The sequence below is a fragment of the Shigella sp. SIG6 genome, from assembly GCF_053555815.1.
Map to the genome: position 1 here is coordinate 16,673 of NZ_JBQZXC010000031.1, position 18,568 is coordinate 35,240.

At 50.5% G+C, this 18,568-nt stretch carries 15 protein-coding genes and 1 pseudogene; all 16 read left to right on the forward strand.

The window, feature by feature from the left end:
- Window positions 1-969: a GDP-L-fucose synthase gene (fcl, locus tag ACUU1M_RS07785; RefSeq protein ID WP_000043577.1), complete on the forward strand. Its 969-nt coding sequence runs from the start codon at window positions 1-3 to the stop codon at window positions 967-969.
- On the forward strand, window positions 969-1,448 hold the full coding sequence (gmm, locus tag ACUU1M_RS07790) for a GDP-mannose mannosyl hydrolase (RefSeq protein WP_000479838.1): 480 nt from the start codon (window positions 969-971) through the stop codon (window positions 1,446-1,448). The genes fcl and gmm overlap by 1 nt, the downstream gene beginning before the upstream one ends.
- Complete coding sequence (gene wcaI, locus ACUU1M_RS07795) at window positions 1,445-2,668, forward strand: colanic acid biosynthesis fucosyltransferase WcaI (RefSeq protein ID WP_000699771.1); 1,224 nt, start codon at window positions 1,445-1,447, stop codon at window positions 2,666-2,668. The genes gmm and wcaI overlap by 4 nt, the downstream gene beginning before the upstream one ends.
- A 2-nt stretch (window positions 2,669-2,670) precedes the next feature.
- Window positions 2,671-4,108: pseudogene (gene cpsB / locus ACUU1M_RS07800) on the forward strand (mannose-1-phosphate guanyltransferase).
- Between the two features lie 192 nt (window positions 4,109-4,300).
- Window positions 4,301-5,671 carry a colanic acid biosynthesis phosphomannomutase CpsG gene (gene cpsG / locus ACUU1M_RS07805; protein WP_005069387.1) on the forward strand — a complete coding sequence of 457 codons (1,371 nt, stop codon included), beginning with the start codon at window positions 4,301-4,303 and terminating at the stop codon, window positions 5,669-5,671.
- A 54-nt stretch (window positions 5,672-5,725) separates the two neighbouring features.
- Window positions 5,726-7,120: an undecaprenyl-phosphate glucose phosphotransferase gene (gene wcaJ, locus ACUU1M_RS07810; RefSeq protein ID WP_000183135.1), complete on the forward strand. Its 1,395-nt coding sequence runs from the start codon at window positions 5,726-5,728 to the stop codon at window positions 7,118-7,120.
- A gap of 1 nt (window position 7,121) precedes the next feature.
- Window positions 7,122-8,600, forward strand: a complete 1,479-nt coding sequence (wzxC, locus tag ACUU1M_RS07815) for a colanic acid undecaprenyl disphosphate flippase WzxC (protein WP_000058507.1) — start codon at window positions 7,122-7,124, stop codon at window positions 8,598-8,600.
- A gap of 159 nt (window positions 8,601-8,759) precedes the next feature.
- Window positions 8,760-10,046, forward strand: a complete 1,287-nt coding sequence (gene wcaK / locus ACUU1M_RS07820; RefSeq protein ID WP_044139462.1) for a colanic acid biosynthesis pyruvyl transferase WcaK — start codon at window positions 8,760-8,762, stop codon at window positions 10,044-10,046.
- On the forward strand, window positions 10,043-11,263 hold the full coding sequence (wcaL, locus tag ACUU1M_RS07825) for a colanic acid biosynthesis glycosyltransferase WcaL (protein WP_000862614.1): 1,221 nt from the start codon (window positions 10,043-10,045) through the stop codon (window positions 11,261-11,263). Before wcaK ends, wcaL begins: the two co-directional genes overlap by 4 nt.
- Before the next feature lie 10 nt (window positions 11,264-11,273).
- Entirely contained in the window at window positions 11,274-12,668 is a 1,395-nt protein-coding gene (gene wcaM / locus ACUU1M_RS07830) for a colanic acid biosynthesis protein WcaM (protein WP_001116125.1), read from the forward strand.
- Between the two features lie 174 nt (window positions 12,669-12,842).
- Entirely contained in the window at window positions 12,843-13,736 is an 894-nt protein-coding gene (gene galF / locus ACUU1M_RS07835; RefSeq protein WP_000183060.1) for a UTP--glucose-1-phosphate uridylyltransferase GalF, read from the forward strand.
- A 372-nt stretch (window positions 13,737-14,108) separates the two neighbouring features.
- Window positions 14,109-15,194, forward strand: coding sequence for a dTDP-glucose 4,6-dehydratase (rfbB, locus tag ACUU1M_RS07840; protein WP_000699403.1), 1,086 nt, complete (start codon window positions 14,109-14,111; stop codon window positions 15,192-15,194).
- Window positions 15,194-16,093, forward strand: a complete 900-nt coding sequence (gene rfbD, locus ACUU1M_RS07845; protein ID WP_001023624.1) for a dTDP-4-dehydrorhamnose reductase — start codon at window positions 15,194-15,196, stop codon at window positions 16,091-16,093. The genes rfbB and rfbD overlap by 1 nt, the downstream gene beginning before the upstream one ends.
- Window positions 16,094-16,151: 58 nt before the next feature.
- On the forward strand, window positions 16,152-17,030 hold the full coding sequence (gene rfbA / locus ACUU1M_RS07850; protein WP_000857516.1) for a glucose-1-phosphate thymidylyltransferase RfbA: 879 nt from the start codon (window positions 16,152-16,154) through the stop codon (window positions 17,028-17,030).
- Between the two features lie 4 nt (window positions 17,031-17,034).
- A complete protein-coding gene (gene rfbC / locus ACUU1M_RS07855; RefSeq protein ID WP_001100804.1) occupies window positions 17,035-17,580 on the forward strand; it encodes a dTDP-4-dehydrorhamnose 3,5-epimerase in 546 nt (181 codons plus the stop codon).
- A 15-nt stretch (window positions 17,581-17,595) separates the two neighbouring features.
- A partial coding sequence (wzx, locus tag ACUU1M_RS07860; protein ID WP_137485164.1) for an O13/O129/O135 family O-antigen flippase occupies window positions 17,596-18,568 on the forward strand: 973 nt, incomplete at its 3' end.

The window sequence follows — 18,568 nt, forward strand, 5'->3', positions numbered from 1 at the left end:
ATGAGTAAACAACGCATTTTTATCGCTGGCCATTGTGGGATGGTCGGTTCTGCCATCAAGCGGCAGCTCGAACAGCGCGGTGATGTGGAGCTGGTATTACGTACCCGCGATGAATTGAACCTGCTGGACAGCCGCGCCGTGCATGATTTCTTTGCCAGCGAACGCATTGACCAGGTCTATCTGGCGGCGGCGAAAGTGGGCGGCATTGTTGCCAACAACACCTATCCGGCGGATTTCATCTACCAGAACATGATGATTGAGAGCAACATCATTCACGCCGCGCATCAGAACGACGTGAACAAACTGATGTTTCTCGGATCGTCCTGCATCTACCCGAAACTGGCAAAACAGCCGATGGCAGAAAGCGAGTTATTGCAGGGCACGCTGGAGCCGACCAACGAGCCTTACGCCATTGCCAAAATCGCCGGGATCAAACTGTGCGAATCTTACAACCGCCAGTATGGACGCGATTACCGCTCTGTCATGCCGACCAACCTGTACGGGCCGCATGACAACTTCCACCCGAGTAACTCCCATGTGATACCAGCATTGCTGCGTCGCTTCCACGAGGCGACGGCACAGAATGCGCCGGACGTGGTGGTATGGGGCAGCGGTACACCGATGCGTGAATTCCTGCACGTCGATGATATGGCGGCGGCGAGCATTCATGTCATGGAGCTGGCGCATGAAGTCTGGCTGGAGAATACCCAACCGATGCTGTCGCACATTAACGTCGGCACGGGCGTTGACTGCACTATCTGCGAGCTGGCGCAAACCATCGCCAAAGTGGTGGGTTACAAAGGTCGGGTGGTTTTTGATGCCAGCAAACCGGATGGTACGCCGCGCAAACTGCTGGATGTGACGCGCCTGCATCAGCTTGGCTGGTATCACGAAATCTCACTGGAAGCGGGGCTTGCCAGCACTTACCAGTGGTTCCTTGAGAATCAAGACCGCTTTCGGGGGGAATGATGTTTTTACGTCAGGAAGACTTTGCCACTGTAGTGCGCTCCACACCGCTTGTCTCTCTCGACTTTATTGTCGAGAACAGTCGCGGCGAGTTTCTGCTTGGCAAAAGAACCAACCGCCCGGCGCAGGGTTACTGGTTTGTGCCGGGAGGGCGCGTGCAGAAAGACGAAACGCTGGAAGCCGCATTTGAGCGGCTGACGATGGCGGAACTGGGGCTGCGTCTGCCGATAACAGCAGGCCAGTTTTACGGTGTCTGGCAGCATTTTTATGACGATAACTTCTCCGGCACGGATTTCACCACTCACTATGTGGTGCTCGGTTTTCGCTTCAGAGTAGCGGAAGAAGAGCTGTTACTGCCGGATGAGCAGCATGACGATTACCGCTGGCTGACGCCGGACGCGCTGCTCGCCAGTAACGATGTTCACGCTAACAGCCGCGCCTATTTTCTCGCTGAGAAGCGTGCCGGAGTACCCGGATTATGAAAATACTGGTCTACGGCATTAACTACTCGCCGGAGTTAACCGGCATCGGCAAATACACCGGCGAGATGGTGGAATGGCTGGCGGTACAAGGTCATGAGGTGCGGGTCATTACCGCACCGCCTTACTACCCGCAATGGCAGGTGGGTGAGAACTATTCCGCCTGGCGCTACAAACGAGAAGAAGGGGCCGCCACGGTGTGGCGCTGCCCGCTGTACGTGCCAAAACAGCCGAGCACCCTGAAACGCTTGTTGCATCTCGGCAGTTTTGCCGTCAGCAGTTTCTTTCCACTGATGGCGCAACGTCGCTGGAAGCCGGATCGCATTATTGGCGTAGTGCCAACGCTGTTTTGCACGCCGGGAATGCGCCTGCTGGCGAAGCTCTCTGGTGCGCGTACCGTGCTGCATATTCAGGATTACGAAGTGGACGCCATGCTGGGGCTGGGCCTTGCCGGAAAAGGCAAAGGCGGCAAAGTGGCACAGCTGGCAACGGCGTTCGAACGTAGCGGACTGCATAACGTCGATAACGTTTCCACGATTTCGCGTTCGATGATGAATAAAGCCATCGAAAAAGGCGTGGCGGCGGATAACGTCATCTTCTTCCCCAACTGGTCGGAAATTGCCCGTTTTCAGCATGTTGCAGACGCCGATGTTGATGCCCTTCGTAACCAGCTTGGCCTGCCGGATAACAAAAAAATCATTCTTTACTCCGGCAATATTGGTGAAAAGCAGGGGCTGGAAAACGTTATTGAAGCTGCCGATCTCCTGCGCGATGAACCGCTGATTTTTGCCATTGTCGGGCAGGGCGGCGGCAAAGCGCGGCTGGAAAAAATGGCGCAGCAGCGTGGACTGCGCAACATGCAATTTTTCCCGCTGCAATCGTATGACGCTTTACCCGCACTGCTGAAGATGGGCGATTGCCATCTGGTGGTGCAAAAACGCGGCGCGGCAGATGCCGTATTGCCGTCGAAACTGACCAATATTCTGGCGGTAGGCGGTAACGCGGTGATTACCGCAGAGGCCCACACAGAACTGGGGCAGCTTTGCGAAACCTTTCCGGGTATTGCGGTTTGCGTAGAACCGGAATCGGTCGAGGCGCTGGTGGCGGGGATTCGTCAGGCGCTCCTGCTGCCCAAACATAACACGGTGGCACGTGAATATGCCGAACGCACGCTCGATAAAGAGAACGTGTTACGTCAATTTATAAATGATATTCGGGGATAATTATGGCGCAGTCGAAACTCTATCCAGTTGTGATGGCAGGTGGCTCCGGTAGCCGCTTATGGCCGCTTTCCCGCGTACTTTACCCCAAGCAGTTTTTATGCCTGAAAGGCGATCTCACCATGCTGCAAACCACCATCTGCCGCCTGAACGGCGTGGAGTGCGAAAGCCCGGTGGTGATTTGCAATGAGCAGCACCGCTTTATTGTCGCGGAACAGCTGCGTCAACTGAACAAACTCACCGAGAACATTATTCTCGAACCGGCAGGGCGTAACACTGCACCTGCCATTGCACTGGCGGCGCTGGCGGCAAAACGTCATAGCCCGGAGAGCGACCCGTTAATGCTGGTATTGGCGGCGGATCATGTGATTGCCGATGAAGACGCGTTCCGTGCCGCCGTGCGTAATGCCATGCCTTATGCCGAAGCGGGCAAGCTGGTGACCTTTGGCATTGTGCCGGATCTACCAGAAACCGGTTATGGCTATATTCGTCGCGGTGAAGTGTCTGCGGGTGAGCAGGATACGGTGGCCTTTGAAGTGGCGCAGTTTGTCGAAAAACCGAATCTGGAAACCGCCCAGGCCTATGTAGCAAGCGGCGAATATTACTGGAACAGCGGCATGTTCCTGTTCCGCGCCGGACGCTATCTCGAAGAACTGAAAAAATATCGCCCGGATATCCTCGATGCCTGCGAAAAAGCGATGAGCGCCGTCGATCCGGATCTCGATTTTATTCGTGTGGATGAAGAAGCGTTTCTCGCCTGCCCGGAAGAGTCGGTGGATTACGCGGTCATGGAACGTACGGCAGATGCTGTTGTGGTGCCGATGGATGCGGGCTGGAGCGATGTTGGTTCCTGGTCTTCATTATGGGAGATCAGCGCCCACACCGCCGAGGGCAACGTTTGCCACGGCGATGTGATTAATCACAAAACTGAAAACAGCTATGTGTATGCCGAATCAGGCCTGGTCACCACCGTCGGGGTGAAAGATCTGGTAGTGGTGCAGACCAAAGATGCGGTGCTGATTGCCGACCGTAACGCGGTACAGGATGTGAAAAAAGTGGTCGAGCAGATCAAAAGCCGATGGTCGCCATGAGCATCGGGTGCATCGCGAAGTGTATCGTCCGTGGGGCAAATATGACTCTATCGACGCGGGCGACCGCTACCAGGTGAAACGCATCACCGTGAAACCGGGCGAGGGTTTGTCGGTACAGATGCACCATCACCGCGCGGAACACTGGGTAGTGGTCGCGGGAACGGCAAAAGTCACCATTGATGGTGATATCAAACTGCTTGGTGAAAACGAGTCCATTTATATTCCGCTGGGGGCGACGCACTGCCTGGAAAACCCGGGGAAAATTCCGCTCGATTTAATTGAAGTGCGCTCCGGCTCTTATCTCGAAGAGGATGATGTGGTGCGCTTCGCGGATCGCTACGGACGGGTGTAAACGTCGCATCAGGCGCTGTTTGTCGGATGCGGCGTGAACGCCTTATCCGACCTACGGTTCGGTTTTGTAGGCCTGATAAGACGCGGCAGCGTCGCATCAGGCAATGAATGCGAAACCGCGGTGTAAATAACGACAAAAATAAAATTGGCCGTTTCGGTCAGGGCCAACTATTGCCTGAAAAAGGGTAACGACATGAAAAAATTAACCTGCTTTAAAGCCTATGATATTCGCGGGAAATTAGGCGAAGAACTGAATGAAGATATCGCCTGGCGCATTGGTCGCGCCTATGGCGAATTTCTCAAACCGAAAACCATTGTGTTAGGCGGTGATGTCCGTCTCACCAGCGAAACCTTAAAACTGGCGCTGGCAAAAGGTTTACAGGATGCGGGCGTCGATGTGCTGGATATCGGTATGTCCGGCACCGAAGAGATCTATTTCGCCACGTTCCATCTCGGCGTGGATGGCGGCATTGAAGTTACTGCCAGCCATAATCCGATGGATTACAACGGCATGAAGCTGGTGCGCGAGGGGGCTCGCCCGATCAGCGGTGATACCGGACTGCGCGACGTCCAGCGTCTGGCTGAAGCCAACGACTTTCCTCCCGTCGATGAAACCAAACGCGGTCGCTATCAGCAAATCAACCTGCGTGACGCTTACGTTGATCACCTGTTCGGTTATATCAATGTCAAAAATCTCACGCCGCTCAAGCTGGTGATCAACTCTGGGAATGGCGCAGCGGGTCCGGTGGTGGACGCCATTGAAGCCCGCTTTAAAGCCCTCGGCGCGCCCGTGGAATTAATCAAAGTACACAACACACCGGACGGCAATTTCCCCAACGGTATTCCTAACCCGCTGCTGCCGGAATGTCGCGACGACACCCGCAATGCGGTCATCAAACACGGCGCGGATATGGGCATTGCCTTTGATGGCGATTTTGACCGCTGTTTTCTGTTTGACGAAAAAGGGCAGTTTATCGAGGGCTACTACATTGTCGGCCTGCTGGCAGAAGCGTTCCTCGAAAAAAATCCCGGCGCGAAGATCATCCATGATCCGCGTCTCTCCTGGAACACTATTGATGTGGTGACTGCTGCAGGCGGCACGCCGGTAATGTCGAAAACCGGACACGCCTTTATTAAAGAACGGATGCGCAAGGAAGACGCCATCTACGGTGGCGAAATGAGCGCCCACCATTACTTCCGTGATTTCGCTTACTGCGACAGCGGCATGATCCCGTGGCTGCTGGTCGCCGAACTGGTGTGCCTGAAAGGAAAAACGCTGGGCGAACTGGTGCGCGACCGGATGGCGGCGTTTCCGGCAAGCGGTGAGATCAACAGCAAACTGGCGCAACCCGTTGAGGCGATTAACCGCGTGGAACAGCATTTTAGCCGTGAGGCGCTGGCGGTGGATCGCAGCGATGGCATCAGCATGACCTTTGCCGACTGGCGCTTTAACCTGCGCACCTCCAATACCGAACCGGTGGTGCGCCTGAATGTGGAATCGCGCGGTGATGTGCCGCTGATGGAAGCGCGAACGCGAACTCTGCTGACGTTGCTGAACGAGTAATGTCGGATCTTCCCTTACCCCACTGCGGGTAAGGGGCTAATAACAGGAACAACGATGACAAATCTAAAAAAGCGCGAGCGAGCGAAAACCAATGCATCGTTAATCTCTATGGTGCAACGCTTTTCAGATATCACCATCATGTTTGCCGGGCTATGGCTGGTTTGCGAAGTCAGCGGACTGTCATTCCTCTACATGCACCTGTTGGTGGCGCTGATTACGCTGGTGGTGTTCCAGATGCTGGGCGGCATCACCGATTTTTATCGCTCATGGCGCGGTGTTCGGGCAGCGACAGAATTTGCCCTGTTGCTACAAAACTGGACCTTAAGCGTGATTTTCAGCGCCGGACTGGTGGCGTTCAACAATGATTTCGACACGCAACTGAAAATCTGGCTGGCGTGGTATGGGCTGACCAGCATCGGACTGGTGGTTTGCCGTTCATGTATTCGCATTGGGGCGGGCTGGCTGCGTAATCATGGCTACAACAAGCGGATGGTCGCCGTAGCGGGGGATTTAGCCGCCGGACAAATGCTGATGGAGAGTTTCCGTAATCAGCCGTGGTTAGGGTTTGAAGTGGTGGGCGTTTACCACGACCCGAAACCGGGCGGCGTTTCTAACGACTGGGCGGGTAACCTGCAACAGCTGGTCGAGGATGCAAAAGCGGGCAAGATTCATAACGTCTATATCGCGATGCAAATGTGCGACGGCGCACGAGTGAAAAAACTGGTCCATCAACTGGCGGATACCACCTGTTCGGTGCTGCTGATCCCCGACGTCTTTACCTTCAACATTCTCCATTCACGTCTCGAAGGGATGAACGGCGTTCCGGTGGTGCCGCTGTATGACACGCCGCTTTCGGGGGTTAACCGCCTGCTAAAACGTGCGGAAGACATTGTGCTGGCGACGCTTATTCTGCTGCTGATCTCCCCGGTGCTGTGCTGTATTGCGCTGGCGGTGAAACTCAGTTCACCAGGGCCGGTTATTTTCCGCCAGACTCGCTATGGTATGGATGGCAAGCCGCTCAAAGTGTGGAAGTTCCGTTCCATGAAAGTGATGGAGAACGACAAAGTGGTGACCCAGGCGACGCAGAACGATCCGCGCGTCACTAAAGTAGGGAACTTTCTGCGCCGCACCTCGCTGGACGAATTGCCGCAGTTTATCAATGTGCTGACCGGGGGGATGTCGATTGTCGGTCCACGTCCGCACGCAGTAGCGCATAACGAACAGTATCGCCAGCTCATTGAAGGCTACATGCTGCGCCATAAAGTGAAACCGGGCATTACCGGCTGGGCGCAGATTAATGGCTGGCGCGGCGAAACCGACACGCTGGAGAAAATGGAAAAACGCGTCGAGTTCGACCTTGAGTACATCCGCGAATGGAGCGTCTGGTTCGATATCAAAATCGTTTTCCTGACGGTATTCAAGGGCTTCGTTAACAAAGCGGCATATTGATATGAGCTTACGTGAAAAAACCATCAGCGGCGCGAAGTGGTCGGCTATTGCCACGGTGATCATCATCGGCCTCGGGCTGGTGCAGATGACCGTGCTGGCGCGGATTATCGACAACCACCAGTTCGGCCTGCTGACTGTGTCGCTGGTGATTATCGCGCTGGCAGATACGCTTTCTGACTTCGGTATCGCTAACTCGATTATTCAGCGAAAAGAAATCAGTCACCTTGAACTCACCACGCTGTACTGGCTGAACGTCGGGCTGGGGCTTGTGGTATGTGTGGCGGTGTTTTTGTTGAGTGATGTCATCGGCGACGTGCTGAATAACCCGGACCTGGCACCGTTGATTAAAACATTGTCGCTGGCGTTTGTGGTGATCCCCCACGGGCAACAGTTCCGCGCGTTGATGCAGAAGGAGCTGGAGTTCAACAAAATCGGCATGATCGAAACCAGCGCGGTGCTGGCGGGCTTCACTTTTACGGTAGTTAGCGCCCATTTCTGGCCGCTGGCGATGACCGCGATCCTCGGTTATCTGGTCAATAGTGCGGTGAGAACACTGCTGTTTGGCTACTTTGGACGCAAAATTTATTGCCCCGGTCTGCACTTCTCGCTGGCGTCTGTGGCACCGAACTTACGTTTTGGTGCCTGGCTGACGGCGGACAGCATCATCAACTATCTCAACACCAACCTTTCAACGCTGGTGCTGGCGCGTATTCTTGGCGCGGGCGTGGCAGGGGGATACAACCTGGCGTACAACGTGGCCGTCGTACCGCCGATGAAGCTGAACCCAATCATCACCCGCGTGTTGTTTCCGGCGTTTGCCAAAATTCAGGACGACACCGAAAAGCTGCGTGTTAACTTCTACAAGCTGCTGTCGATAGTGGGGATTATCAACTTTCCGGCGCTGCTGGGGCTGATGGTGGTGTCGAATAACTTCGTACCGCTGGTATTCGGCGAAAAGTGGAACAGCATTATTCCGGTGCTGCAATTGCTGTGTATTGTGGGTCTGCTGCGCTCCGTGGGTAACCCGATTGGTTCGCTGCTGATGGCGAAAGCGCGGGTCGATATCAGCTTTAAATTCAACGTATTCAAAACATTTCTGTTTATTCCGGCGATTGTTATTGGTGGGCAGATGGCGGGCGCAATCGGCGTCACGCTCGGTTTCCTGCTGGTGCAGATTATCAACACCATTCTGAGTTACTTCGTGATGATTAAACCGGTTCTTGGTTCCAGTTATCGCCAGTACATCCTGAGTTTGTGGCTGCCGTTTTATCTCTCGTTGCCGACGCTGGTGGTCAGTTATGCGCTGGGCATTGTGCTGAAAGGGCAACTGGCGCTGGGGATGCTGCTGGCGGTGCAAATAGCCGCGGGCGTGCTGGCGTTTGTGGTGATGATTGTGCTGTCACGCCATCCGCTGGTGGTGGAAGTGAAGCGTCAGTTTTGTCGCAGCGAAAAAATGAAAATACTTTTACGGGCGGGGTGAATTGCTGTTTTCGGTTCCGACAACGGTTGCCGGATGCGGCGTAAAACGCCTTATCCGTCCTACGGTTCTGTGCTCGGGACCTGTAGGCCTGATAAGACGCGCCAGCGTCGCATCAGGCAAAAAACGGCAACGAACACAACAAACACAGCCTCACCTGGCATCAAATTTAAATTACTTATTCTGGGCAACCACACTTGCGGCAATCGTGGCGACAGCGCCATCTTGCGCGGCTTACTTGATGCCATCAACATCCTCAATCCACATACCGAAGTGGACGTGATGAGCCGCTATCCGGTCAGTTCTTCCTGGCTGCTCAACCGCCCGGTAATGGGCGATCCGCTGTTCCTGCAGATGACACAACACAATAGCGCGGCGGGCGTTGTCGGGCGCGTTAAAAAAGTCCTCCGTCGCCGCTACCAGCATCAGGTATTGCTCTCACGCGTCACCGACACTGGCAAGCTGCGCAATATCGCCATCGCCCAGGGATTCACCGACTTCGTGCGCCTGCTGTCAGGTTACGACGCCATTATTCAGGTCGGCGGATCGTTTTTTGTCGATCTCTACGGCGTGCCGCAGTTTGAACATGCGCTTTGCACATTTATGGCGAAAAAGCCGCTGTTTATGATTGGTCACAGCGTCGGCCCCTTCCAGGATGAGCAATTTAACCAACTGGCGAACTATGTCTTTGGTCACTGCGACGCGCTGATCCTGCGCGAATCGGTCAGCCTTGATTTGATGAAACGCAGCAATATCACCACCGCAAAAGTGGAACATGGCGTCGATACCGCGTGGCTGGTCGATCACCACACCGAAGACTTCACCGCCAGCTATGCCGTTCAACACTGGCTGGACGTTGCCGCACAACAGAAAACAGTGGCAATTACCCTGCGCGAACTGGCACCGTTCGACAAACGTCTCGGCACCACTCAACAAGCGTATGAAAAAGCCTTTGCCGGGGTGGTCAATCGCATTCTCGATGAAGGCTATCAGGTGATTGCGCTCTCAACCTGTACGGGTATCGACAGCTATAACAAAGACGACCGCATGGTGGCGCTCAATCTGCGCCAGCACATCAGCGATCCTGCCCGTTACCACGTAGTGATGGATGAACTCAACGATCTGGAAATGGGCAAAATTCTCGGAGCCTGTGAACTCACCGTCGGTACGCGCCTGCACTCCGCCATTATCTCAATGAACTTTGCTACTCCGGCGATTGCCATCAACTATGAACATAAATCCGCCGGGATTATGCAGCAGCTGGGACTGCCAGAGATGGCGATTGATATCCGTCATTTACTGGACGGCAGCCTGCAAGCGATGGTTGCGGATACCTTAGGCCAGCTTCCGGTGCTGAACGCTCGACTTAACGAAGCCGTCAGTCGCGAACGTCAGACGGGAATGCAGATGGTGCAGTCTGTGCTTGAGCGCATCGGGGAGGTGAAATGAAGGTCGGCTTCTTCTTATTGAAATTCCCGCTGTCGTCGGAAACCTTCGTCCTCAATCAAATTACCGCGTTTATTGATATGGGCTTTGAAGTGGAGATTGTCGCTTTGCAAAAAGGCGATACAGAGAACACCCACGCGGCATGGACGAAATACAACCTTGTCGCCAGAACCCGCTGGTTACAGGACGAACCTGCGGGCAAAGTAGCGAAACTGCGCCACCGCGCCAGCCAGACCTTACGTGGCATTCATCGTAAAAATACCTGGCATGCGCTCAACCTCAAACGCTATGGTGCCGAGTCGCGGAACCTGATTTTGTCTGCCATTTGTGGTCAGGTCGCAACACCGTTTCGCGCCGATGTGTTCATCGCTCATTTTGGCCCGGCGGGGGTAACCGCAGCAAAACTACGCGAACTGGGTATCATTCGCGGCAAAATTGCCACCATCTTCCACGGTATTGATATCTCCAGTCGGGAAGTGCTCAACCACTACACTCCCGAATATCAACAACTGTTTCGCCGTGGCGACCTGATGTTACCGATAAGCGATCTGTGGGCCGGAAGGCTGCAAAAAATGGGCTGCCCCAGAGAAAAAATCGCCGTATCGCGTATGGGCGTGGACATGACGCGCTTTAGCCCGCGTCCGGTGAAAGCGCCCGCAACGCCGCTGGAAATCATATCTGTCGCACGCTTAACCGAGAAAAAAGGCCTGCATGTGGCGATTGAAGCCTGCCGTCAGTTGAAAGAGCAGGGCGTGGCATTTCGCTATTGCATCCTCGGCATTGGCCTGTGGGAACGACGCCTGCGCACCCTCATCGAACAATATCAACTGGAAGATGTGGTAGAGATGCCGGGCTTTAAACCGAGCCATGAAGTGAAGGAGATGCTCGACGACGCGGATGTCTTCCTGTTGCCATCGGTAACGGGCGCGGATGGCGATATGGAAGGCATTCCGGTGGCGCTAATGGAAGCGATGGCGGTCGGTATTCCGGTGGTTTCTACTCTGCATAGCGGAATTCCTGAACTGGTGGAGGCCGATAAATCCGGCTGGCTGGTGCCTGAGAACGATGCTCGCGCACTGGTACAACGTCTGGCGGCGTTTAGCCAACTGGATACCGACGAACTGGCTCCGGTCGTCAAACGTGCGCGCGAAAAAGTCGAACACGATTTTAACCAGCAGGTGATTAATCGAGAACTCGCCAGCTTGCTGCAGGCTTTATAGAGGAGAACGTATGCCATTTAAAACACTCTCCCGACGCACCTTCCTGACGGCAAGCTCGGCGCTTGCCTTCCTCCATACCCCTTTCGCTCGCGCACTTCCCGCCCGACAAAGCGTTAACATTAACGACTACAACCCACATGACTGGATCGCCTCATTTAAACAAGCCTTCAGCGAAGGGCAAACGGTCGTCGTGCCTGCCGGATTCGTTTGTGACAATATCAACACCGGCATCTTCATCCCTCCCGGCAAAACGTTACACATCCTTGGAAGCCTGCGCGGCAACGGCAGAGGGCGATTTGTCTTACAGGACGGCAGCCAGGTGACAGGGGGAGAGGGCGGCGGTATGCATAACATTACCCTGGATGTGCGTGGTTCTGACTGCACCATCAAAGGGCTGGCGATGAGCGGCTTTGGCCCGGTAATGCAGATTTATATTGGCGGCAAAAACAAACGGGTCATGCGCAACCTGACCATCGATAACCTCACTGTCAGCCACGCTAATTACGCCATCTTACGCCAGGGATTTCATAACCAGATTATCGGTGCCAACATTACCAACTGTAAGTTCAGCGACTTACAGGGCGACGCCATTGAATGGAACGTGGCAATTAACGACAGTGATATTTTGATATCTGACCATGTCATCGAGCGTATCAACTGTACCAACGGCAAAATCAACTGGGGCATCGGCATAGGCCTTGCGGGAAGCACTTATGATAACAACTACCCGGAAGACCAGGCAGTGAAAAACTTTGTCATGGCGAATATCACGGGATCGGATTGTCGGCAGTTGATCCATGTTGAAAATGGTAAACATTTTGTTATTCGTAATATCAATGCCCGCAATATCACGCCGGATTTCAGTAAGAAAGCGGGCATTGATAACGCGACAGTCGCTATTTACGGTTGTGACAATTTCGTGATTGATAATATTGAAATGATTAATAGCGCCGGGATGTTAATCGGCTATGGGGTAATTAAAGGCAAATATCTCTCGATACCGCAAAATTTCCGAGTGAATAATATTCAACTGGATAATACCCATCTTGCTTATAAATTGCGCGGCATCCAAATCTCCGCCGGGAATGCCGTCTCCTTTGTGTCGCTAACTAACATTGAGATGAAGCGTGCCTCGCTGGAGTTACACAACAAGCCGCAACATCTTTTTATGCGAAATATCAATGTGATGCAGGAATCCTCAGTTGGACCAGCATTGAGCATGAACTTCGACATGCGCAAAGACGTTCGCGGCGTCTTTATGGCGAAAAAAGAAACACTGCTGTCTCTTGCAAATGTTCATGCGGTGAATGAAAGAGGGCAAAGCTCCGTCGATATCGACAGGATTAATCACCATATTGTTAATGTGGAAAAGATTAACTTTAGATTGCCGGAACGGAGGGAGTAGATTTGCGACCATTCTTGGAAAAATGGAGCCATACTTAGGAACAATGCTACTGCAATCCACAACGAAGCGGCGTAACATCACAAGTAATTCAGTAATCAATTCAGGGTAATTGATGCTGGCGAAAAAAATCGAACAAGCTATAATTCAGCAACCATTTTACAGGTGGATGAAATAATGACGAATTTAAAAGCAGTTATTCCTGTAGCGGGTCTCGGGATGCATATGTTGCCTGCCACTAAGGCGATACCCAAAGAGATGCTACCAATCGTCGACAAGCCAATGATTCAGTACATTGTTGACGAGATTGTGGCTGCAGGGATCAAAGAAATCCTCCTGGTAACTCACGCGTCCAAGAACGCGGTCGAAAACCACTTCGACACCTCTTATGAGTTAGAATCACTCCTTGAGCAGCGCGTGAAGCGTCAACTGCTGGCGGAAGTACAGTCCATCTGTCCGCCGGGCGTGACCATTATGAACGTGCGTCAGGGCGAACCTTTAGGTTTAGGTCACTCCATTTTGTGTGCGCGACCTGCCATTGGTGACAACCCATTTGTCGTGGTACTGCCAGACGTTGTGATCGACGATGCCAGCGCCGACCCGCTACGTTACAACCTTGCTGCCATGATTGCACGTTTCAACGAAACGGGCCGCAGCCAGGTGCTGGCAAAACGTATGCCGGGTGACCTCTCTGAATACTCCGTCATCCAGACTAAAGAGCCGCTGGACCGTGAGGGTAAAGTCAGCCGCATTGTTGAATTTATCGAAAAACCGGATCAGCCGCAGACGCTGGACTCAGACATCATGGCCGTAGGTCGCTATGTGCTTTCTGCCGATATTTGGCCGGAACTGGAACGTACTCAGCCTGGTGCATGGGGACGTATTCAGCTGACTGATGCTATTGCCGAGCTGGCGAAAAAACAATCCGTTGATGCAATGCTGATGACCGGCGACAGTTATGACTGCGGCAAAAAAATGGGCTATATGCAGGCGTTTGTGAAGTATGGCCTACGCAACCTGAAAGAAGGGGCGAAGTTCCGTAAAGGTATTGAGAAGCTGTTAAGCGAATAATGAAAATCTGACCGGATGTAACGGTTGATAAGAAAATTATAACGGCAGTGAAGATTCGTGGCATAAGTTTTGCTCATTGAATTTTCCTGCCGTTGCCGTTTTTATAAAGCCTATAAAAACAAGAAGTTACATAGCTCATATTATTCAAATTTTTCCAGGATTTTCCTTGTTTCTACGGCTGTTTGGTAAGACAATTAACGTTTGAATTTTTCGGATTTGGCGCGAGTGGCTAACGCTCGCCACATCGTTGAGATGCATGCAGTGCACTGGTAGCTGTTAAGCCAGGAGCGGTAGCGTGTATTAATACCTCTATTAATCAAATCTGGAGCAGTCTATTTCACAGCATGCTCTATAGCTATATGGAATAAAAAAGTGAAGATACTTGTTACTGGTGGCGCAGGGTTTATTGGTTCTGCTGTTGTTCGTCACATAATAAATAATACGCAAGATAGTGTTGTTAATGTCGATAAATTAACATACGCCGGGAACCTGGAATCACTCGCTGATGTTTCTGATTCTGAACGTTATGCTTTTGAGCATGCAGATATCTGCGATGCTGTAGCCATGTCGCGTATTTTCGCACAGCACCAGCCAGACGCGGTGATGCACCTGGCGGCAGAGAGCCACGTTGACCGTTCAATAACGGGCCCTGCGGCATTTATTGAAACCAATATTGTGGGGACTTATGTTCTTTTAGAAGCGGCGCGCAATTACTGGTCTGCTCTGAATGATGAAAAGAAAAAAAGTTTCCGCTTTCATCATATTTCTACTGATGAAGTTTATGGTGACTTACCCCATCCGGATGAAGCAAATAATAACGAAGCGTTACCGCTATTTACGGAAACGACAGCTTACGCGCCAAGTAGCCCGTATTCTGCGTCTAAAGCTTCCAGCGATCATTTGGTACGTGCCTGGAAGCGGACTTATGGTTTACCAACCATTGTGACTAATTGCTCGAACAATTATGGTCCTTATCACTTCCCGGAAAAACTTATTCCATTGGTTATTCTGAATGCTCTGGAAGGTAAGGCATTACCTATTTATGGTAAAGGGGATCAAATTCGCGACTGGTTGTATGTAGAGGATCATGCTCGTGCGTTATATACCGTCGTAACCGAAGGTAAAGCGGGTGAAACTTATAACATTGGTGGACATAACGAAAAGAAAAACATCGATGTAGTGCTCACTATTTGTGATTTGTTGGATGAGATTGTACCGAAAGAGAAATCTTATCGTGAGCAAATTACTTATGTTGCCGATCGCCCGGGGCATGACCGCCGTTACGCCATTGATGCCGATAAAATTAGCCGCGAATTGGGCTGGAAACCGCAAGAAACGTTTGAGAGCGGGATTCGTAAAACGGTGGAATGGTATCTGGCTAATACAAATTGGGTTGAGAATGTGAAAAGCGGTGCTTATCAGTCGTGGATTGAACAAAACTATGAGGGCCGTCAGTAATGAATATCCTGCTTTTCGGCAAAACAGGGCAGGTGGGTTGGGAACTGCAGCGTGCTCTGGCTCCTCTGGGTAACTTGATTGCGCTCGATGTTCACTCCACTGATTATTGTGGAGATTTCAGCAACCCCGAAGGTGTGGCTGAAACCGTCAAAAAAATTCGCCCCGATGTTATTGTTAATGCTGCTGCTCACACTGCAGTAGACAAAGCGGAATCAGAACCGAATTTCGCGCAATTACTTAACGCGACATGCGTCGAAGCGATTGCAAAAGCAGCTAATGAAGTCGGAGCCTGGGTTATACACTACTCCACTGATTATGTTTTCCCAGGCAACGGTGACACGCCATGGCTGGAAACGGATGCAACAGCACCGCTAAATGTCTACGGTGAAACCAAGCTAGCTGGGGAAAAAGCGTTACAAGAACATTGCGCAAAGCATCTTATTTTCCGTACCAGCTGGGTATACGCTGGTAAAGGAAATAACTTTGCCAAAACGATGTTGCGCCTGGCAAAAGAACGCGAAGAGTTGGCTGTAATAAACGATCAATTCGGCGCACCAACGGGGGCTGAATTACTGGCTGATTGCACCGCTCATGCCATTCGCGTGGCCGCAAATAAACCAGAAGTTGCTGGTTTGTACCATCTGGTTGCTGGTGGTACAACAACCTGGCACGATTATGCCGCTCTGGTATTTGAAGAAGCGCGCAGAGTGGGGATCAACCTTGCTCTTAACAAACTTAATGCCGTGCCGACAACGGCCTATCCCACACCAGCACGTCGTCCCCATAATTCTCGCCTCAATACCGAAAAATTTCAGCAGAACTTTGCGCTTGTCTTGCCTGACTGGCAGGTGGGCGTGAAACGTATGCTCAACGAATTATTTACGACCACGGCAATTTAACAAATTATTGCATCTCGCTCATGATGCCAGAGCGAGATGAATTAAAAGGAATGGTGAAATGAAAACGCGTAAAGGTATTATTCTGGCTGGTGGTTCCGGCACTCGTCTTTATCCTGTGACAATGGCTGTGAGCAAACAACTGCTACCGATTTATGATAAACCGATGATTTATTATCCGCTTTCAACGCTTATGTTGGCGGGTATTCGAGATATTCTGATTATCAGTACGCCGCAGGATACACCACGTTTTCAACAATTGCTTGGTGATGGAAGCCAGTGGGGGCTTAATCTGCAATATAAAGTACAACCGAGTCCGGATGGTCTGGCGCAAGCATTTATCATTGGTGAAGAATTTATAGGTGGTGATGATTGTGCGCTGGTACTTGGTGATAATATCTTCTATGGTCACGACCTGCCGAAATTAATGGATACCGCTGTTAACAGAGAGAGTGGCGCAACGGTTTTTGCCTATCACGTAAATGATCCTGAGCGCTACGGTGTGGTGGAATTTGATGATAACGGTACGGCAATTAGTCTGGAAGAAAAACCGCTGGAACCAAAAAGTAACTATGCGGTTACTGGGCTTTATTTCTATGACAATGACGTTGTAGAAATGGCGAAAAACCTTAAACCATCTGCACGTGGCGAACTGGAAATTACCGATATTAACCGTATTTATATGGACCAAGGACGTTTGTCTGTCGCTATGATGGGGCGTGGTTATGCATGGCTGGACACGGGGACACATCAAAGTCTTATTGAAGCAAGCAACTTCATTGCAACAATTGAAGAGCGTCAGGGGCTGAAAGTTTCCTGCCCGGAAGAAATTGCTTACCGTAAAGGCTTTATTGATGCTGAGCAAGTGAAGGTATTAGCCGAGCCGCTGAAGAAAAATGCTTATGGTCAGTATCTGCTGAAAATGATTAAAGGTTATTAATAAAATGAACGTAATTAAAACTGAAATTCCTGATGTGCTAATTTTTGAACCAAAAGTATTTGGTGATGAGCGGGGCTTTTTTATGGAAAGCTTCAATCAGAAAGTTTTCGAAGAGGCTGTAGGACGAAAGGTTGAATTTGTTCAGGATAACCATTCTAAATCAACTAAGGGTGTGTTACGCGGACTGCACTATCAGCTGGAACCTTATGCTCAAGGAAAACTGGTACGCTGTGTTGTCGGTGAAGTTTTTGACGTAGCTGTTGATATTCGGAAATCATCACCAACATTTGGCAAGTGGGTTGGTGTAAATTTGTCGGCGGAGAATAAGCGTCAATTATGGATACCGGAAGGATTCGCTCATGGGTTTTGCGTTCTTAGTGATGAAGCAGAATTTGTCTACAAAACAAATAATTTCTATTCAAAAATGCAAGAGCGTGGGATTTTATGGAGCGACAAAAGTATAAATATAGAATGGCCGGTTCAAAATCCATTGCTTTCTGATAAAGATATTAATGGTCAAAAATTTGTAGATGCTGATTATTTTATATGATAAAGAAATGTAATAATGAGCATAATAAAAAATAGTGTCTGGAACCTTTTTGGCTATGCAATACCAACTTTAATTGCTATCCCCTCGCTAGGATTTCTCGCTCGAGGTTTGGGGCCTGAAGGTTTCGGTGTTTATACAATTGCAATTGCACTTGTTGGGTATGCTGGAATTTTTGATGTAGGCCTGACTCGCTCTGTTATTAGAGAAATTGCAATTCATCGTGATAATCATCATGAAAGAACCAAGGTAATTTCAACAAGTACATCTTTTTTGGTGCTATTTTCATGCTTTGGTGCTTTTTTATTATTGATTTTCTCTGATGGAATTGTTAATTATCTAAAAATTTCTGGTGTTGAACATAGTGATATACAACTAGCATTTAAACTGTTGGCTATTTGCATTCCATTATTTATTCTAAATCAATTATGGTCAGCCATTCTTGAGGGGGATGAAAAATTTGGCATTGTAAATATTCAAAAATCTATATCAAGCTCTTGCATCGCGGGAATTCCGGCCATATTTGTTTTTTATAGTGCGACATTGTCGGCAGCGGTTGCTGGTTTAATATTTGCAAGAGTTATTTCGATTTTAGTCTCTGCCTATTATGTCAGGAATGATATTAAAATTTCGGGGGTTCATTTTTGTTATAAAACCTTTAAACGACTCTTTTTCTTTGGCGGTTGGATGACAGTAAGTAATATCATAAGTCCGGTCATGGTGTATTTTGATCGATTTATAGTGTCAAATATTATGGGGGCAGATAAAGTTGCATTTTATTCTGCACCAGCGGAGGTTATTCTAAAATTAGGAATAATACCTGCAGCAATCGGGAGGGCAGTGTTTCCAAGGTTAAGTAACATCAAAGACTTTAAAGAATTTAAACGTAATGTAAATAAATCATTGCTTTTAATGTTTCTAATCTGTTTGCCGGTGATAATCATAGGCTTGTTATATTCAGGGCTTGTATTGAAAATATGGTTTGGTGAGA